This is a genomic window from Nocardia albiluteola (genome assembly GCF_018860155.1).
Classification (GTDB): Bacteria; Actinomycetota; Actinomycetes; order Mycobacteriales; family Mycobacteriaceae; genus Nocardia; species Nocardia albiluteola.
This window is the reverse complement of the sequence record NZ_JAHKNI010000020.1, coordinates 57,031-76,624: the sequence shown is the minus strand read 5'-3', so window position 1 is coordinate 76,624 and position 19,594 is coordinate 57,031. Positions and strand designations below refer to the sequence as shown.

The 19,594-nt window shown below is 65.5% G+C and carries 12 protein-coding genes; 3 read left to right on the top strand and 9 right to left on the bottom strand.

Annotated elements, in window-relative coordinates:
- Positions 1-7: 7 nt before the first annotated feature.
- The 7 genes from KO481_RS37930 to KO481_RS37900 all read right to left on the bottom strand — a co-directional run bounded on the left by KO481_RS37930 (position 8) and on the right by KO481_RS37900 (position 13,267).
- On the bottom strand, positions 8-2,332 hold the full coding sequence (locus KO481_RS37930; RefSeq protein ID WP_215923377.1) for a helix-turn-helix transcriptional regulator: 2,325 nt from the start codon (positions 2,330-2,332) through the stop codon (positions 8-10).
- 145 nt (positions 2,333-2,477) lie between these two features.
- Complete coding sequence (gene betA / locus KO481_RS37925) at positions 2,478-4,145, bottom strand: choline dehydrogenase (RefSeq protein ID WP_215923376.1); 1,668 nt, start codon at positions 4,143-4,145, stop codon at positions 2,478-2,480.
- A 112-nt stretch (positions 4,146-4,257) separates the two neighbouring features.
- A complete protein-coding gene (locus tag KO481_RS37920) occupies positions 4,258-5,235 on the bottom strand; it encodes an ABC transporter substrate-binding protein (RefSeq protein ID WP_215923375.1) in 978 nt (325 codons plus the stop codon).
- Positions 5,232-7,259 carry an ABC transporter permease subunit gene (locus KO481_RS37915; RefSeq protein WP_215923374.1) on the bottom strand — a complete coding sequence of 676 codons (2,028 nt, stop codon included), beginning with the start codon at positions 7,257-7,259 and terminating at the stop codon, positions 5,232-5,234. The genes KO481_RS37920 and KO481_RS37915 overlap by 4 nt, the downstream gene beginning before the upstream one ends.
- Positions 7,259-8,350 carry a quaternary amine ABC transporter ATP-binding protein gene (locus KO481_RS37910; protein ID WP_308166936.1) on the bottom strand — a complete coding sequence of 364 codons (1,092 nt, stop codon included), beginning with the start codon at positions 8,348-8,350 and terminating at the stop codon, positions 7,259-7,261. The genes KO481_RS37915 and KO481_RS37910 overlap by 1 nt, the downstream gene beginning before the upstream one ends.
- 52 nt (positions 8,351-8,402) lie before the next feature.
- Positions 8,403-9,881 carry an aldehyde dehydrogenase family protein gene (locus tag KO481_RS37905; RefSeq protein WP_215923373.1) on the bottom strand — a complete coding sequence of 493 codons (1,479 nt, stop codon included), beginning with the start codon at positions 9,879-9,881 and terminating at the stop codon, positions 8,403-8,405.
- 263 nt (positions 9,882-10,144) lie between these two features.
- Complete coding sequence (locus KO481_RS37900; protein WP_215923372.1) at positions 10,145-13,267, bottom strand: protein kinase domain-containing protein; 3,123 nt, start codon at positions 13,265-13,267, stop codon at positions 10,145-10,147.
- 356 nt (positions 13,268-13,623) lie between these two features.
- On the opposite strand from KO481_RS37900, the gene KO481_RS37895 reads away from it, so the two are divergent.
- Genes KO481_RS37895 through KO481_RS37885 form a run of 3 tightly spaced genes read left to right on the top strand, consistent with a single transcriptional unit; the run spans position 13,624 to position 16,334 of the window.
- A complete protein-coding gene (locus tag KO481_RS37895) occupies positions 13,624-13,986 on the top strand; it encodes a bifunctional 3-phenylpropionate/cinnamic acid dioxygenase ferredoxin subunit (RefSeq protein ID WP_215923371.1) in 363 nt (120 codons plus the stop codon).
- Entirely contained in the window at positions 13,983-15,152 is a 1,170-nt protein-coding gene (locus KO481_RS37890; protein WP_215923370.1) for an NAD(P)/FAD-dependent oxidoreductase, read from the top strand. Before KO481_RS37895 ends, KO481_RS37890 begins: the two co-directional genes overlap by 4 nt.
- Positions 15,153-15,188: 36 nt before the next feature.
- On the top strand, positions 15,189-16,334 hold the full coding sequence (locus tag KO481_RS37885; RefSeq protein ID WP_215923369.1) for an aromatic ring-hydroxylating oxygenase subunit alpha: 1,146 nt from the start codon (positions 15,189-15,191) through the stop codon (positions 16,332-16,334).
- A 10-nt stretch (positions 16,335-16,344) separates the two neighbouring features.
- Here the strand turns inward: KO481_RS37885 and KO481_RS37880 are convergent, their stop codons facing one another.
- Entirely contained in the window at positions 16,345-17,148 is an 804-nt protein-coding gene (locus KO481_RS37880; RefSeq protein ID WP_215923368.1) for an IclR family transcriptional regulator, read from the bottom strand.
- Between the two features lie 132 nt (positions 17,149-17,280).
- The gene (locus KO481_RS37875; RefSeq protein WP_215923367.1) at positions 17,281-19,578 is read right to left on the bottom strand and encodes an FdhF/YdeP family oxidoreductase; all 2,298 of its coding nucleotides are present in this window, start codon (positions 19,576-19,578) and stop codon (positions 17,281-17,283) included.
- Positions 19,579-19,594 lie beyond the last annotated feature (16 nt).

Below are 19,594 nucleotides of genomic sequence, written 5' to 3'. Positions count from 1 at the left end.
CGCAAGCTCATCGAGGGTCGGCGGGTTGTTCCATGACCCAGCCGGCGATCTGGGTTCGTGTATTGAAATCGAGCTTGGTGAGGATGCTTTCGACGTGATGCTCTGCCGTCCTCTGCGAGATGAACAGCCTCTTCGCGATTTCCTTGTTCGACAGTCCCGCGGCCACCATGTCGGCGACTTCGCGCTGGCGCCGCGTGAGCAAGGACGCCGCCGGACGCAGAGTTTCGGGCACCGGTTTGGTGTGCTCTCGCAGGGCGAGCGCAAGCGTTTCTTCGGTTGTCAACGCGCTGCCGCGCTCGAATGCTGCGTCGAACTCGGCATTTCCGATCTTTCGCCGCGCCATATCCTTGAACCGATCGCGATACGCCAGCAAGTGGATCGAGCCGATCAGCGGAAAGCCGAGGGTGCGCCACACCGTCTCGGTCCCGCCGAACAGAGTGGCGGCTCGCTCCGCATCGCCCGTGGCCATCGTGGTGCAGGCGAGTGCGTCGAGCTGGAAGGCGATGCCCAGGGTGTCGTGAAAGAACCGGCAGATCCGTAGTGCCTCGCACAAGTCTGCTTCTGCTCGGTCGAGCTCACCGTGGATCAGCTCGAGCCAGCCGCGCTGCCACAGGGCCCATGACAGCTCCCAATGCTCTCCGGCTGCTGTGCAGCGCTCGAGCAACCCATCGACCAGCTCGGCAGCCCTGTCGAGCTGGCCGAGAAGAATGCAGGCCGTCGCGAAGTCCAGTTGCAGGTTGTCCTGGTATTGCGCGGCAACGTCGGTGTGGGTGTATAGCTCGCGCGCCTCGACGAACAGCGGGATCGCGCCGGACAGATCGGTGTGCAGGAATAGGCGCACCCCCAGCATGTGCTTGGCATAGGCCATTACGGCGGGATCGTCGAGCCGGACGGCGAGGTCGTAGGCCTGTTCGGACAGTGCCGTCGCGGCTGCCTCGTCGCCCTGAAAGACAGCGATGTAGGCGTCGGTGGCAAGCGCCCAAGCCCGCTCGCGGCTCGGCTCGGTATCCAGCATCAGTGCTCGATCCAGCCACAACCTGCCCTCGATCATGTATCCCATGGCAAACCAGAACCAGAACACGGCAGCCATGCGGAGTCCGACGCGGGCCTCACCGGGTTGGGACAGGCAATACTCCAGCGCCCGACGCAGGTTCGCGTGCTCCGCCCGAAGCAGGCTCGCCCACTCACGCTGCCGCGGTCCGACCCATTGTTCGCCTGCTGTCTCCATGAGGTTCAGGTACCAGTCGCGGTGTCGACGGCGCAGGGACGATTCGTCGCCCGATGCGGTGAGCCGGGCCTGGCCGTAGGTGCGGACGGTTTCCAGCATGCGGAAGCGGATACGTTGTCCCTGCTCCTCGCGGATGAAGAGCGACTTGTCGACCAGTCCGGCGACGGTGTCGACAATGTCGCGTTCCGGCAGTGTGTCGTCGGTGCACACCGCCTCGAGCGCGTCGATGCCGAATCCACCGGCGAAGACGGAGGCGCGGGCCCACAGCGCTTGTTCGGCCGGGGTGCACAGGTCGTGACTCCAGTCGATGAGCGCTGTCAGGGTCTGCTGCCGCTGTGGCAGGTCACGGCTTCCTTCCTGGAGAAATTGGAATCGGTCGTCCAGACGATTCACGAGTTCGTCGACGGTGAGCGCCCGCAATTTCACCGAGGCGAGCTCGATGGCGAGAGGGATTCCTTCCAGCCGGTGGCAGAGGCGAACGACCGCCGCCGAATTATCCTCTGTGAGGGTGAATTCCGGGATGACCGCCGCCGCACGGTCGGCAAACAGAGCAGCCGCGGGAAACTGTATACCCGTGCCTAACTCGACGGGGTCATCCGGGTCGGGCGCAGGCAGGGGTGCGACCGGGTAGATGCGCTCGCCGGAAATCCTGAGCGGCTGTCGGCTGGTCGCCAGAATGCGGACGCCAGACGCGGCCCGCAGCATCCCATCGGCCAGGTTTGCAGCGGCTTCCACCAGGTGTTCGCAGTTGTCGAGTACCACCAGCATGCGTCGTTGGCTCAGGTAATCGCACAGAACGGTCATCGGCTTGCGCGCCGACTGTTCCTCGATCCCGAGGGCGTCGATCACGGTGTGAGCGAGCAGGGCCGGGTCCTTCAGTGATGCCAGCTCGACGAAACAGACTCCTTCGGGGAAGGTGTGTTGTACTCCGCGAGCTACGCGCAGCGCCAGCCGTGTCTTGCCCACGCCACCGATGCCGGTCAGCGTCACCAATCGTGTGACACGGATCAGTTGCCGGACCGCGGCGATATCCTGTCTGCGGCCCACGAAGCTGGTGATGTCCGCCGGCATGGTGTTCGGCATATCTGCCGAGAGTGAAGCCATCGAGTCCCTGTATGTGTCCAGATCGGGAGAAGTGACGCGATTCTACCGCCGCCCCCGGTGGAGTACGAGTTGATGGCTCGCCGGATCAGACCCCGGTCCATAGTGGACGGAACCCCTCATCTCGTTCCGCCCACCATGGAATGGCTCACTTCATTTCCGCGGGCAGGTGCCGGTAGAACTGCACGGTCGCGGGGGCGAGTGGTTCGTTGCCGAGAATGAGGTCGGCGGCTTTCTCCGCGACCATCATCACCGGCGCGTAGATGTTCCCGTTGGTCACGTAGGGCATCACCGAGGCGTCGACGACCTTCAGTCCCTCGAGGCCGTGTACGCCCATGGTCTGCGGGTCGGTGACCGAGAGCGCGTCGGTACCCATCTTCGCGGTGCAGGACGGGTGCAGCGCGGTCTCGGCATCACGCGCTACCCAGTCCAGGATTTCCTGATCGGTCTCGACACCGGGTCCGGGCGAGACCTCTCCACCGTTGAACGGTGCGAGTGCGGGCTGATTCAGGATTTTTCGCGCCACCCGTATCGATTCCACCCATTCACGCCGATCCTGATCGGTGGACAGGTAGTTGAACCGCAGGGCCGGATGCGCCCGGGGATCGCGGCTGGTGATCTTCACGCTCCCGCGGGCGTCGGAGTACATCGGCCCGACGTGTACCTGGTATCCGTCGCCGCCTTCCGGGGACGAGCCGTCGTAGCGGACGGCGATCGGCAGGAAGTGGAACATCAGGTTCGGGTAGGCGACGTCGTCGTTGCTGCGCACGAACCCGCCGCCTTCGAAGTGGTTGGTCGCACCCGGGCCGCGGCGTAGGAACAGCCACTGTGCGCCGATCCACGGCCGGTAGCGCCACTTCAGGTATTTCTGCATGGAAACCGGCTGCCTGCAGGCGTACTGGATATAGACCTCGAGGTGGTCCTGCAGGTTCTCACCCACACCGGGCAGGTCGTGTACGGCAGGGATACCCAGAGCCTCGAGCTCGGTGGCATTTCCGACGCCCGAAAGTTGTAGCAACTGTGGGGTATTGATTGCACCGCCACACAGGATGATCTGCTCGGCGTAGATCCGCTTGGTCCGATGGCCCCGGTGCCGGTATTCGACACCGACCGCCCGCTTGCCGTCGAAGATTACTCGCTCGACGAATGCGCGGGTGAGCACGTCGAGATTCGGCCGATGCAACACCGGATGCAGGTAGGCGCGGGCTGCCGAGAGCCGTCGGCCGTTACGAATGTTGCGATCGAACTTCGCGAAGCCTTCCTGGCGATAGCCGTTCACGTCGTCGGTGCGTGGATATCCCGCCTGCTCGGCGGCGTCGAAGAAGGCTCCGAACAACGGGTTCGCAGCCGGGCCGCGCTCGAGCTCGAGGGGGCCGCTGTGACCACGGTACGGATCGTCCGGCGTAGCCGCCAGGCAGTTCTCCATCCGGTTGAAGTAGGGCAGGCAGTGTGCGAAATCCCAGGAGCCCATACCCGGGTCGGCGCCCCATCGCTCGTAGTCCAGGGGATTTCCGCGCTGGAAGATCATTCCGTTGATGCTGCTGGACCCGCCGAGTAGCTTGCCGCGTGCATGGTAGATGCGTCGGCCGTTCATATGGGGTTCGGGCTCGGACTCGTATTTCCAGTCGTAGAACCGGCTTCCGATCGGGAACGGCAGCGCTGCTGGCATGTGCACGAAAACATCCCACAGCGAATCGTTGCGTCCTGCTTCCAGGACCAGCACGCGATTGCCCTGATCTGCCGAGAGCCGGTTAGCCAGTGCGCAACCGGCGGATCCACCTCCCACAATGATGAAGTCGTAGTGGCTCGAAGCCATGTTTCCCTCCTGGATCGGGCAGTGGTGCGTGGTGAAAAACTATTGCGGGACAGGAAGAGCCGATTGGCAGTGACCGTTGGAGGAGCCCACCGGGCGTTCCTGTCCCGCCGGGCTACGATGCGGCGCCCGTGCCGGCCAGCCATTGGGCGACGAGGTCCGGATGACCGTCGATGAACTTCTTCGCGGCATCGTCGTCACTCATCCGGTCGACCGCGATCGACCTGGCGACCTCGTTCTGGTCCGCATTGGTCCAGTGGAAGTTCTTGACCAATGTGTAAGCGGGACTGCCGGATTGAGCGAACGAGTTAGAGACGATCTTGTCCAGGTCATAGTCCGGGTAATCACAGGCGATCTTGGCTGGGTCGACGTCGCAGCCGGGTGTGTACTGCGGCAGGTTCACCTTCACCAGTGGCACTTGGTTGAGGAACCACTGCGGCGAGTAAAAGTACGCCAGCATGGGAGTTCTCTGTTGCTGTGCCTGACCCAGGCTGGTGATCAACGCAGTTTCACTGCCGCCCTGGACGACCTTGTAATTCAGGTGCAGATTCTCTATCAGGGCCGCGTCGTTGGTCACGTAGGACGGCGAGCCGTCCAGCAGTTGCCCCTTACCGTCGGATTCGGTGGTGCGGAACAGATCGGCGTACTTGTTCAGGTTGTGCCAGTCGGTGATGTCGGGGTACTGCTGGGCCATCCACGGTGGCACGTACCAGCCGATCTGCCCCTTGTTTCCGGTGGATCCGGCGCTCTGGGCGACGTGCATGGTCTGGATGTACTGCTTCCTCAGGTCGTCGTGCCCCCAGTTCTCCAGGATGGCGTCGACTTGCCCCGTCGGCAGGCCCTGCCAGGAGACCTGCTCGTCGATCTGCTTCTCGCTGACCGCGCAGCCGAGCTTGTTGCGTGCCAGATACGAGACCACGGCCGCGTCCGCCTCATAGCCGACCCAGGCGTTGACCGCCAGATTGAGGGTGCCGCACGGCCGGCTCGTGCCGCTGGACTGACCACGGTGTTCCACCTTCGACAGGGTTGTCGAACCGCAGCCCGATAGCAGCAGCGCCAGGGCGGCAGACGCCGCGACGATCGTTTTTCTCATTTCTTCACCTGTTCTATCCGAGCAGCGGCAGCTGCGGTCGTTCGATCGAGTAGGGTCCCGAGCAGCACGATGGCCAACCCGGCTGCCAAGCCCTTGCCGTATAGGCTGGTCTGCGAGAACCCAGCCACGACGTCGTAGCCGAGGGCCCCGCCGCCGACCAGTCCGGCGACGACGACCATTGACAGCACGTAGATCAAGCCCTGGTTGGTCGCCAGCGCCAAGGTGCGCGTGGTCATCGGCAACTGGACCTTGCTGATGATCTGCCACGAACTGGATCCGGCCGAGCGGGCGGCCTCGACGGTTTCCGGTGGCACGGCCCGGATGCCGTCTGCCATGATCTTGATCGCCACCGGTGCCGCGTAGAGGATCGCGGCGAGGATGCCGGTGAACCGAGATGCGGAGAACAGCGCCAGGAAGGGGACCAGGCACACGAACGACGGCATCGTCTGCGCGGCATCGAGGAAGGGGCGGACTATCCGGTCCACACCGCTGTTGCGGCCCATCCAGACGCCGAACACCACGCCCAGCGCCACGACCACGACGGTTGCGACCAGCACCGCTGCCAGGGTGTCCATGCTGTCCTGCCAGAGTCCGGTCCCGATGATCAGGCCCAGGCATACCGCGGTGACGAGGGCCGAGACACGGCCGCCGACAACCGCGGCGATCGTCACGATGGCGATTGCGGTCAGCCACCACGGCGAGCTGTCCAGCAGTGCCTGCAAGGGGTTGAGCGCGTAAGTGGTGACGACGTCCTTGATGTCGGTGGTCGCCGTCGCCAGGTTCGACTGGACCCATTTTGTTACCGAGTTCGCGACGTGCTTGATGTGCGTGCCGGCATCGAGTCCGATGCGCCAGGACCCGACGGTCAGTGACGACGGGAAGATCGCCGCCAGTTGGTAGGTGTACGAGAGCCAGATCGCGACTGCAGTGGCGACGCCGCCGGCGACGATCGCTGGTCGGCGAAACTGGTTGGCTCGAGCAGAATTTCGCCGCTGGGTCTCCACCCTGACGCTGGTCGCGGTGGTCGTGCGATCCAGGATGATCGCCATGACGACGATTGCCAATCCGGCGTTGAATGCGGTCCCGACATCCTGGGTGGACAACGCCTGGATCACCACCTGGCCCAGGCCGGGTGCCGCGATGAGCGCCGCGATGGTCACCATCGCCAATGCGCACATGATGGTCTGGTTGATGCCCAGGACGATGGTGCGCTTGGCCATCGGGAGCAGTGTCCCGCGCAGTACCTGAAAACGGTCGGCGCCCAACGACTCCACCGCCTCACGGGTGTTTGCGGGCACCGCCCGGATCCCGTGTGCGGTGAGCCGGATGACCGGAGGCGCCGCATAGATCACCGTGGCGATCACGGCGGCCGCCGGTCCGATGAGGAACACCAGCGTCAGCGGTGCAAGGTAGACGAACGTCGGCATGATCTGCATGAAGTCGAGCGCAGGCGTGATCGCGCGATGGAACCGTTGCGACAGTCCGGCCCACACACCGAGTGGGATTCCGATGAGCAACGAGACCGTGACCGCCGCGATGGTCAGTGCGAGGGTCTCCATGCTTTCCTGCCACAGGCCTTGCAGTCCCATGAAGAGGAAGCCGCACAGAGCGAGCAAGGCGACCTTCCAGTTTCCGAGGACCCATGCAACGAAGGCCAGTAGCACCACGACGCCGAGCCAGCCGATGACCGGGACCGGTCGTCCGTCGACCGGCAGTGCGATCAATTTCTGGATCGCGGTGGCGAATGCGTCGACTACCGAGCGGATGGGATTGAACAGGTAGGCGAACAGCGGATTGCTGTCGCGATGCTCGGCGACAGTCGTCTGCAGATCGCTGAACCAGCGATGCAGCGCGGTGGTGTTCGCCGGGGCAAGAGCCAGCGTGGCCCGCCCGCGCAACTGGGTGAACAGCACGATCCACACAACCAGCAGCGTGGCCAGCGATACTCCGGATCGAGCGGGCCCGCGCTCGGCGAGCCGGCGGACGCTGCGTGGCATGGGCGCGGCAACAGCGATGGTGGCCATCAGGCACCGCCCTCCCCGCCGGCAACCACCGAGAGGATCTCCGTGGGACCGACCATGCCGAGTAGGGTGCCGCCGGAGACCACCTTGACCGGGCTGTTTGCGCTGAGCACTGCGTCGATGGCGTGACGGATCACCACATCGGGGCCGAGTTCGGGGCCGTCGAGCGGATCGTCCGGTGTGCGGTCCCGCATGATCCATTTCAGCGTCAGCACGTGTGAGCGCGGTATGTCGCGGACGAAGTCGCGCACGTAGTCGTCGGCCGGGGCGCCGACCAGCTGATCGCCCGTGCCGATCTGGACGACCTCGCCATTGCGCATGATCAGGATACGGTCGCCCAGCTTCAGCGCCTCGGACAGGTCGTGGGTGATGAAGACCATCGTCTTGCCCATTTCCTCGTGCAGCCGGATCACCTCGTTCTGCATATCGCGACGGATCAATGGATCCAGCGCCGAGAACGGCTCGTCGAACAGCAGCATCTCCGGATCGTTCGCCAGCGCACGTGCCAGCCCGACGCGCTGCTGCATGCCGCCGGAGAGCTGATCCGGGTAGGAGTTCTCATAACCTGCCAGGCCGACGAGCTCGGTGACCTCGGCGGCGCGTTGCATGCGGGCCTTCTTCGCGGTACCGCGTACCTCGAGCCCGTAGGCGACGTTGTCCAGCACGCGGCGATGGGGAAGCAGACCGAAGTGCTGAAAAACCATCGAGATTTTGCGGCGGCGCAGGTCACGGAGTTCCTTCTCGCCAGCTGCTGTGACCTCGGTGCCCTGGAAGCGGACTGTGCCGGCGGTCGGCTCGATCAGTCGGCTCAGACAGCGCACCAGCGTGGACTTGCCCGAGCCGGACAGGCCCATGACCACGAACACCTCGCCGCGCGCGACGGTGAAACCGACGTCGCGTACGGCCACCGCGCAGCCGGTCCGCTGTTTCACATCAGCGACGCTGAGACCCGCGAGGGCGGGGTCGGCGGGGATGCCGGATGCCTTGGCGCCGAACACCTTCCACAATCCGCTGACGCTCAGCTCCGCGTCCCCGCGGCCCGGGTCGTCGTCGGTGGCCACCTCATTGCGGGCCATCTGTATCCGTGTGGTCACCGGGAACTCCTTACATGATGTGGCAATGGCCATGTGAACGATCTGATGCGCGTCATTGCCGGAACCACCGCTGCGGCCGGGGGTCGATGTTCTGCCAGATGTGTTTGATCTCGCGGTATTCGTCGAGACCGGCTCGACCGAGTTCGCGGCCGTTGCCGGAACGCTTCATGCCGCCCCACTCGGCCTGCGGTACATAGGGGTGGTAGTCGTTGATCCATACGGTTCCGTGGCGCAGCCGTCCTGCTACCCGCTGCGCTTTACCCGCGTCCTGCGTCCAGACCGCACCGGCCAGTCCGTACACCGTGTCGTTCGCGATGGTCACGGCGTCGTCCTCGTCGGTGAAGGTCTCCACGGTGAGCACCGGACCGAACGATTCCTGCTGTGTCACCGACATTTTCGGCAGGCAGCGGTCCAGGACGGTCGGGAGGTAGAAGTAGCCGTCCTGCAGGTGGGGTTGCTCGGGGCGCCGGCCACCGCAGCGCAACACCGCCCCCTCGGCCAGTCCTGCCGCGACATAGGCCTCGACCCTGTCCCGATGTGCGGCCGAGATCAGCGGTCCGGTCCCGGCATCGGGATCGAACGGTCCGCCCAGGGCGATTCGCTCGGCACGCCGCACGATCTCGTCGACGAACCGATCGTGTAGGGACTCTTCGACGATCAACCGCGCCCCTGCCGAGCAGACCTGGCCCGAATGCAGAAAGACCGCGGTGAGCGCATGGTCGACCGCGGTCTCGAAGTCCGCGTCGGCGAAGACGACATTGGGATTCTTCCCACCGAGTTCGAGTGCCACCCGCTTAACCGTCGCCGCCGCCGCGGCCATCACCCGGGTACCCGAGGCGAGCCCGCCGGTGAACGACACCATGTCCACATCGGGATGCGCCGCCAGGGGAGCACCGACGACGGGGCCCGCCCCCAGCACCAGGTTGGCAACGCCGACCGGCAGTCCGGCCTCGCCGAGCACGCGCATGAGCAGCACTGCGGTGGAAGGTGTGAGCTCGCTCGGTTTGAGGATGACGGTGTTCCCAGCCAGCAGTGCCGGTGCGATCTTCCATATCGCCTGCAGCAAAGGGTAGTTCCAGGGGGTGATCAGCCCGCATACTCCGATCGGCTCGTACACGAGGCGACCGATCGCATCCGGTCGTCCCGTATCGACCACACGCCCACCGTCGGTGCCACCGATGCCAGCGAAATAGCGCAGGCAGGCGACCACGTCGTCCATGTCGTATTCGGCCTCGACCAACCGCTTTCCGGTGTCGAGTGCCTCGGCCCGGGCGAACCGATCGCGGTCGCGTTCGATCAGATCTGCGGTGCGCCGCAACACATCCGCGCGTTCGCGTTCCGAAGTGTGCGGCCATGGGCCGTGATCGAAGGCCGCGCGCGCGGCCGCGATCGCCGAAAATGTGTCCTCGGTCGTTGCCTCGGCTGCCGCCGTGACGAATCGCCCGTCGGCAGGGCAGCGTATCTCGCGCCGTGCGCCGTCGCTTGCCGGGCGCCATACGCCGGCGATGAGGAGGTTCGAGTGCTCTGGCATCGGAGCAGCCTTCCGCCCGATCACCGGGCTGAGCGATGTGCGTCACACCAACACTCTGAAGTGTTGCGCATCACGCACTTAAAAGCTTGACAGGCAACAGAATGGAGGGTGTTTGCCATCGTGTCAAGTGCCTGTAGGGGTCGCGCGAGCGGTTCGTCGACCCTCTTTCGCATCCTGGATGTGTGCCCTGACCTCGATGAATGCACTTTTCAAGTGCCCGATGGACGGCTAATATATCAATTTCCCATTGTCTAGTATCCCAATCATGAGCGGTCGTCTGGCGGAAACGGTCCTACCGGCTGTCCGTGTTCTGTCGGGATGTCGAAGACCTCGGCTACGATGTCGGCCAGTGGTCTTCGTCCACCGGTTGTCCCGAGTTCGTTGGTGCGCCGGTCACCGAGGGCGATACGTATGCAGCGGTCCATCTCGGCATGCTCGTTGGCGAAGTTCGCGTATCCGAGCATCGTCGCCTCACCGGACGCCCAGCCGGCGCGGGCGGCCCCCATCAGCTGGGCGGCCAGTGCGAAGTCGTCATGGTGCGCGACGATCCAGGACGTCAGTTCCAGTGCCCACGCCACCAGGATGCGATCGGAGAAGGCCATGGTGAGGTGGAGGCAATCGCCCTCGCAGCGCAGTGCCAGATCGAGGTCGCCCGCGAGATAGGCGATGTGCCCCCGTGCGTAGGTCAGATACGCCAGGGTCCACTTCTCGCCGGCATCGGTACAGATCGCGACGGCCTCCCGCCACAGTCGGTCTTGCGCCGCGTCGTCCGGTGACGGCAGGCTCGACAGCAGCCCGGCGACGGTGACGGCAATGCCCTGGGCGTTCTCGGCCGAGCGCTGATATCGCAACGCCTGCTGATACTCGGTAGCGGCGGCGACGGTGTCACCGGCACAGATCGCGATGAGACCGAGCGCGTATGCGGCATACCCCCGATCGACCGGATCGTCGCGTTGCGCGGCCAGATCCCGTGCGCGCCGGGCATGGTCGGCGGCTGTGCCCGGGTCGTTCTGGAGCATCGCCAGAATCGCGGAACCCCACAGCGCCCGAGTGAGGACGCCATTGTCGATGCGTGTGCTCTGCATTGCCGAGGTAAGCCAACGGCGTGCCTCCGAGAGGCCGCAGTCGGCGAACCAGAAGAAGAACAGGGATGTAGCGATCCGAGTGCCGGCCGCGGACATCTCACCGTCCCGCTGGGTGTAGTTCAGCGCGGCGCGAATGTTCTCCCGCTCGCGGGCCACGGCGCGGTATGCCGGAATCTGCCGGGGTCCGAACCAGTTGCCCCGGAACTCCTCGGCCATCCGCTCGTATCTGCGGATGTAGCGGTCGATGCGGTCGTTCCGATCGGGCGCGTCGGCCAGGCGCTGCCGTCCGTAATCCCGCAGGGTGATCAGTATGCGATAACGACGTGCGCCGTGCTCGGATGTACTGACCAGCATGGATTTGTCCACGAGGGACGCAAGACAGAGCAGGGTCTCCGTGGCCGGCCGGTTGCATACCTCGGTAGCCGCGTCGGCGGTGAACGAGCCGGAGAACAGTGCGGTGGTGGTCCACACGTCCTGTTCCAGGGGGCTGAGCAGCCGGTAGCTCCATTCCACCAGCGCCCGAAGGGTGTGATGGCGGGGATCCGCCCCGCGGTTACCGGCGGCGAGGAGCTGGAACCGGTCGTTGACGAACTGCAGGATCTCGGAGACGCCGAACGCGCGCAACCGGGCGGCGGCCAGCTCGATCGCCAGTGGAATCCCATCGAGCTGGATACACAGCCGCGCGATGTCGGGCCATTGATCAGGCGCGACCGTGAATCCCGGCACCACCGCACGGGCGCGGTCGACGAACAGGTGCAGCGCATCCCATGAGGTGTAGTCCGCCGGATCGCTGTCACCTGGGTGGTCGCTACTCGGCAGGCTCAGCGGCGGGACCGAATAGATGTGCTCGCCGACGATTCCCAGCACCTGCCTGCTCGTCACGAGCAGCCGGAGTCCGGCGACCGTGTGCAGCAGATCTTCGAACAATGGCACACACTCGTCGATCAGGTGTTCGCAGTTGTCCACGAGGATCAGCCCGGCCTGGTCGCCCAGCTTTTCGGCGATGCGCATCACGAGGGAATGAACCGGATCCGCGGCCGACACGGCCTGGTCGGCCATGCCCAGGTCGCCGATCACCTTGTCCAGGAACAGCTTCGGATCCGGTACCGACCCGAGCTCGACGAACCACACCCGACCGCTCCATCTGCGCTCGAACCGGGCGGCCAGTTCCACGGCCATCCGGGTCTTGCCGACGCCGCCGGGTCCGGTCAGCGTCACCAGGTGCGCGGTGTCGAGCAGTGTCTCGCCCCGGGCGAGGTCGCGATCGCGACCGATGAAGCTGGTCACTTGGATCGGCAGTCGCCGGCGGCGAGTGGAGGGCGGTTTCGAGACCGCGGCCGAGCCGACGTCGCGGAAGTCCGGCAAGTCGGCGGTCGGAACAGGCGCACGGGCGGAGGCGTGGTCGAGCAACGCCATGTCGTCGACGGACATTTCGTGCCGGCGTTCGGTCTCGCGCAGCTGCTCGCCGAATTCGGCCGCGGTGGCGGGGCGTTCGTCGGGTCGACGGGACATCGCGTGCTCGACGAGGGCGCACACGTCCTCCGGTATCCCCTCGAGCCGCAGATCCGGCAGTTTCTCGGTGGTGATCCGCAGGAACTGGGCGACCACCTCCTCGCCGCGTTTTCGTTCGAATGCGGCATGGCCGTTGAGCAGGCAGAACAGCGTGGCGCCGAGGCTGTAGATGTCCGAGGCGACGGTGGGGGAGTCGCCCACGAGGACTTCCGGTGCGGTGAACGCCAGCGATCCGGCGATCGTGTTCGCGGTGGTTTCGAAACCGCCGGTGATCCGGGCGATTCCGAAGTCGGTGAGCTGCGGCTCGCCATAGTCGGTCAGCAGGACATTCGCCGGCTTGACGTCGCGGTGCACGATGCCGGATCGATGCGCGGTCTCCAGTGCGCCGGCAAGCTTTACCCCTACCCGCAGCGCCCAGGCCCAATCGCTGGGCCCGTTCCGGCGAATCTGGGACTCGAGTGAACCGAGTGGGCAGTAGGGCATCACGATGTAGGGCCGGCCGCGGGATGTCACGCCGACCTGCAGGACGGTCATGATGTGCGGGTGCCCGGACAGCACGCCCATCACGTATTCCTCACGCATGAAGCGTTCGCGGTTGTCGCGGTCGAGTCCGGCGGACAGGACCTTGATCGCGATGGTCCGCCCCAGCGCCGGCTCGCGGCAGCGATAGACCACGCCGAAACCGCCGTGGCCAATCTGCTGGACGCAATCGAAACCTGCTTCTGCCAGTTCCGTGGCGCAGTCGGCGTAGAGATCGGGCTGCGTGGCGGAAGGGTCGAAACTCGTCACCACGGCCCGCGCTCCAACGATTCCGGTGACATCGACGCCGCACGGTGTACCCGACACGAACTCGATGTGCCCGACCAAATCCTCGACATCGGTGCTCCGAGCGCAAATCTTTCGGTGTAGTTCGGACTACGGGGTTCAGGCTACCCGGAGCGACAGTGCAAGCACCTGGCAATCCGTGCGGCGGGCCTGCCTGGGCCCGGCCTCGGATCGGCGGCTCAGCACGGACCGCACCCGATTACGTGTTGATTGCACCGCTACGCATGGCTTCGTTCACTCTTGACAGGTTTGTGTGGCCGCCCTCACACTGTTGCGTAAATCAAGTCGTGTTTCGTATAGCGCTACAGTTAGGGTTCGACATGCTGGCGATCTGTCCTCTGGCCTCGTTACCCCGCGGCGAGGCGCGTCGCGTCGACACCAGCCCTCCGATTGCCGTGTTCCACACCGAAGACGGTGAGGTCTTCGCCGTCGACGACACCTGCACACATCAGGATGCGTCGCTGGCGGACGGCTGGGTCGAGGGATGTGAGGTCGAATGTCCGCTGCACGCATCGAAATTCGACCTGCGGACCGGCGCGGTGGACGCACCGCCGGCCAAGCTTCCCGTGCGCACCCACCGCGTCGAGATCCGGAACGGGACGATCCATGTCGACCTCAGCACCGAGGTCCCGAACCTGCCCCCGGATATTCGCGGTCGCCTGGCCACGGAGGACGCCTCGTGAGAAGCGTCGCTGTCATCGGAGCGTCGCTGGCCGGACTGTCCGCCGCGCGTGCGTTGCGCGCCCAGGGGTTCACCGGTGAACTCACGATCGTGGGCGCAGAGCACCGCCGGCCCTACGATCGGCCGCCGCTGTCCAAGCAATTCCTGGCCGGCGACATCGGCGCGGACGATCTGGCGCTCGAGGCCGACGACGAAGACCTCCAGGCCGACTGGCTGCTCGGTGTGGCGGCGACAGACCTGGATCCGGATTCTCGCAGTGTCGGGTTGAGCGACGGGTCCCGGGTCTATGCCGATGGCTTCGTCCTCGCGACCGGCTCGCGGGCACGGCGGTGGCCAGGGACCGAGAACCTCAGCGGCGTGCATGTGCTGCGCACAATCGAGGACGCGGTGCGGCTGCGCGGGGAACTGCGGCCAGGGGCGCGACTGGTGGTGATCGGTGCTGGATTCATCGGCGGTGAGGTGGCCTCCACCGCGCGCAGGCTCGGCCTCGAGGTCAGCATCGTCGAGGCCGCGCCGACACCGCTGGCCGGGCCGCTCGGTCCGGAACTGGGGGCTGTGGTGGCGAATCTTCATGCCGACAATGGAACTGTGTTGCACTGTGGTGTCGGTGTCGTCGGGGTGACCGGCGGCGACCGGGTGACCGGAGTCGAGCTGGCCGATGGGCGGTATCTGCCCGCCGATGTTGTGGTGGTCGGCATCGGCGGTGTCCCGAACATCGAATGGCTGCAGGCCAGCGGACTCGAACTGGGCAACGGTGTGCTGTGCGACCTGGGCGGCGCCACCGATATCCCGCACGTGGTCGCCGTCGGCGACTGCGCGGCCTGGCTCGACCCGGTGACCGGCACCCATCACCGGGTCGAGCACTGGACCGGGGCCTCGGAACGGCCGGCGATCGCGGTGTCGACACTGCTCGCGGGCGGGCACTACCAGGGCACGCCGGTCAAGCCGCCCTACTTCTGGTCCGACCAGTACGGCTCGCGGATCCAATTCGCCGGCATCGCGCAGTCCGGCGACGAACCCACCGTGGAGGCAGGTGATCCCGGCCGGAGCAGCTTCCTGGCGGTCTACCGGCGCGCCGGACACCCGGTCGCGGTGCTCGGTGTCGATCAGGTTCGGCTGTTCACCCGATGGCGCCGCCAGCTGTCCGCGGTGCCGGCGCCGTCCTGACGGTCCTTCGAACTACTTCTCCAGCCGTGATCCCGAATGCAACAAGAGGAGCCCCCAGTGACGACTACGACAAGTCTGCCGGAGAGCCTGAAGTCGACGCTGCCCGGACATTTCTACACCGACGCCGACATCTTCACGCTCGAGCAGGAGAAGCTCTTCGAGCAGATGTGGTTCTGTGCGGTGCGTGCCGCAGACCTGGACAAGCCCGGTGCATTCCGGACCGTTCAGATCGGGCGGGAGAATGTCATCGTGAGCCGGTCGCGCTCGGGAGAGATCCGCGCCTTCCTGAACGTCTGCTCCCATCGGGGTGCGCAGCTGTGCACCGCGGAGTCCGGTGAGGTCAAGCGCGCATTCCAGTGTCCGTACCACGCCTGGACCTACGATCTGGACGGAAAGCTCGTCGCCGCACCGAATTTGACCAAGATGCCCGACATCGACCGGGTCCGCTACGGATTGCAGGGCGTCGCGGTGCGGGAGTGGCTGGGTTACGTCTGGCTGAGCCTGGCGCAGGAGCCCCCGTCGTTCGACGCCACGGTGATCCAAGACGTGCGGGACCGCCTCGGTGACGTCGAATCGATCGAGCGCTACGGCATGGCGGATCTGAGCCTCGGTCGCCGGATCACCTACGACGTGCGGGCCAACTGGAAGCTCATCGTGGAGAACTTCATGGAGTGCTACCACTGCGCGACAATCCATCCCGAGCTCACCGAGGTGCTGCCCGAATTCGCCGACGGGTACGCCGCGCAGTACTACGTTGGGCACGGCGCCGAATTCGGCGAGAACATAGCGGGTTTCACGGTCGACGGAAGTGCCGGACACGACGTGATCCCAAGTATCGCCGCCGAACAGGACCGGCGGTACTACGCGATCACGGTGCGCCCGCAGGTGTTCATCAACCTGGTGCCCGACCATGTGATCATCCACCGGATGTTCCCGCTGGCCGCCGATCACACCGTTGTCGAATGCGACTGGCTCTATGTGCCGCAGGTGGTGGACCGGGGCACGGACCTCGATCGTTCCGTGGAACTGTTCCATCGGGTGAACCAGCAGGACTTCGATGCCTGTGAACGCTGCCAGCCCGCGATGAACTCACGCCGGTACCGTGACGGCGGTGTGCTGGTGCCGAGCGAGCATCACATCGGCGCGTTCCATGATTGGTTGCGAGCGGAGATCTCCCGCTGATCCGATCGGCTCAACGGATCGGCGGGTGACTCCCCCGGAATCCCATCCGTTCGCTGATCTCACCGGCCGCGGCGACCACATCGGGCGCCGCGGCCAGCATCCTGTCCGCGCTGAATCGGTACATCGGTCCGGATACGCTCAGTGCCGCGGTGGTGTGTCCGGCGTAGTTGCGGATCGGTGCCGCGATGGCGTTCAGGCCGATCTCGTATTCCTCCACGGTCATCGCGAACCCATCGCGACGGGCGTCCTCCAGCTGCTTCTCCAGGTGCTCGCGCGAAGTGACGGTGTAGTCGGTGAATCGGGACAGTCCGGCCTCGCGTAATAGCTCGGCGCGTACCTGCGGATCGAGGTGGGCCAGCAGGATCTTGCCGCTGGATGTGGCGTGCATCGGTGTCGGTTCGCCGATCCAGTTGTGCGTGCCGATCGACGCGGGGCCGCGTGCCTGGTCCAGATTCACCGCGAAATGGGACCGCAGTACCGCGACGTTGACGGTCTCGCCGAGCTGCTGGGCGAGCCGTTCACAGACCAGGTGCCCCTGTTCGGTGACCTCGAGCCGCTCCGGGACGGCCGCGGCCAAGCGCAGGATTCCCAGGCTCAGCCGGTATTTCCCGCGCTCGTATGTTTGCGCCACCATCTGGTGGTCCTCCAGCGATCCGAGTAGGCGGGACACGGTCGACTTGTGCACGCCGATCTCGGCCGCGATCTCACTGACACCGGCCTCCCCCTTGCGCGCAAGGATCTCCAGCACAGTCAACGCGCGGTCGACGGACTGCACACCATTGTCGGAGGATCTCTCCCCGTTGCCGCTGGCCATGAAATCACTATACGAAAGGGAGCGGCGGTGCCTACCCGAGCGCGAGTCGTCCTGCTAGGGCGAACCGGGCCGCACCAGGCGCTCGGGCCGGGTCGAACCGTGTGACTTGTGCCCGTCTGGTGACTCGCCCCATCAGGATTGCCGTTCCAATCGAATCGTGATCGCCTTGGACACCGGTGTATTCGACCCCCGCGCCACATGATCGAGCGGGACCAACAGGTTGGTTTCGGGGTAGTACGCGGCCACGTTGCCGACCGGGGTCGGGTACGGCACGAGCCGGAAGTCCTTCGCCCGCCGCTCTTCGACACTGCCGTCCGGCGCGCACCACTCGGACACCAGGTCGACGCGGTCGCCCGCGTTGTAGCCGAGGCCGACGAGGTCCGTGGCGTTGATGAACAGCACCCGCCGACCGCCCTTCACACCTCGGTAGCGATCGTCCAGGCCGTACACGGTGGTGTTGTATTGATCGTGGCTGCGCATCGTCTGCAGGATCAGCCGGCCCTCGGGGACCGGCAGCCACGTCACCGCATTGACGGTGAAATTCGCTCGGCCGGTGACTGTTTCGAACCGCCGCTCGTCGCGTGGCGGGTGCGGCAACTCGAAGCCGTCAGGTTGCCGGACTCGGGCGTTGAAATCCTTGAAGCCCGGGATCACACGCGCGATGCTGTCCCGGATCAGGTCGTAGTCGTCGGCGAATCGCGTCCACGACACCGAATGATCCGGTCCGAACAACGCCTGGGCCAACCCACAGACGATGGCGACCTCACTGCGCAGATGCCCGCTCGCCGGCGCGAGGCCGCCACGGGACAGATGCACCATCGACATCGAGTCCTCGACGGTGACCTGCTGTTTCTTCCCGCCTCGGAGGTCTTTGTCGGTGCGCCCGAGGGACGGCAGGATCAGGGCGGTTCTCCCGTGTACCAGGTGGCTGCGGTTCAGTTTGGTGGACACTTGGACGGTCAGAGAGCAGTTCCGCAGTGCCGCTTCGGTGGTTTCGGTGTCCGGGGTCGCGGCCACGAAATTGCCGCCCATTGCCATGAATACGTGGGCTCGGCCGTCGCGCATCGCGCGGATGGAATCGACCGCGTCCCAGCCGTGTTTGCGGGGGCTGGTGATGCCGAACTCGGTGTCGAGCGCGGCGAGGAAGGATTCGGGCATCTTCTCCCAGATGCCCATGGTGCGGTCGCCCTGGACGTTCGAGTGCCCGCGCACCGGGCAGACGCCGGCGCCGGGCTTGCCGATCATGCCGCGCATCAGCAGCAGGTTCACCGCGTCCTGGATGGTCGCGACGCCGTGGGTCTGCTGGGTCAGGCCCATGGCCCAGCAGATTATGGTGCGCTGCGAGGCGATCAGCGCCTCGGCCGTGCGGTGGATTCGGTCGAGTGTGAGCCCGGTCGCCGCGACGACCGTGTCGAGGTCTACCTGCCGGATGTGTGCGGCGTACTCGTCGAATCCCGCGCACGCGCTGTCGATGAAATCACGGTCGAGAATGCTGCCCGGGGCGCGGTCCTCGGCTTCGAGCACGAGTCGTGCGAGTCCCTGGAACAGCGCCTGATCGCCGCCGATGCGGATTTGCAGGAAATCGTCCGCGATGGCGACGCCCGACCCGAGGACCCCGTGCACCTTCTGCGGATCCTTGAACCTCAGCAGCCCGGCCTCGGGCAGCGGATTGATCGCGATGATCCTGGCGCCGTTGGCCTTTGCCTTCTCCAGTACGGACAGCATGCGCGGGTGGTTGGTGCCCGGGTTCTGGCCGGCGATCAGGATCAGGTCGGCGCATTCCAGGTCCGGCACCGAGACCGAGCCTTTGCCGATGCCGATCGTCTCGGTCAGCGCGGTACCAGAGGATTCGTGGCACATGTTCGAGCAGTCCGGCATGTTGTTGGTGCCGAAGCTGCGGATCATCAACTGGTACAGGAACGCTGCCTCGTTCGATGTCCGGCCGGATGTGTAGAACACAGCCTCGTCCGGCGAATCCAGGCCACGGAGTTCGGCGGCAATGAGCGCGAACGCCTCGTCCCACGACAGCGGTGCGTAGTGGGTCCGGCCGGGCCGCAGCACCATGGGGTGCGTGAGCCGGCCCTGTTGGCCCAGCCAGTAGTCGGTTTTCTCGAGAAGCTCCGAAATCGAGTGTGCGGCAAAGAATTCCGGTCCCACGCGGCGCTTGGTGGCCTCCTCGGCTACGGCTTTGGCGCCGTTCTCGCAGAACTCGGCGTGTTTGCGGTGTCCCGGTGTTTCCGGCCAGGCACAGCCGGGGCAGTCGAAACCGTTGCGCTGGTTGAGCTCGAGCAGAGCCCGGGCAGTACGCACCGGTCCCATCTGCTCCCATCCTCGGCGCAGCGATACCAGCACCGCGGGCAAGCCCGCCGCATATGACTTCTCGTGCGTGACGACGACATCGTCCTCGTCGAAGGTGTACCTGTCGGTCATGGCATGGGTGTCCTTC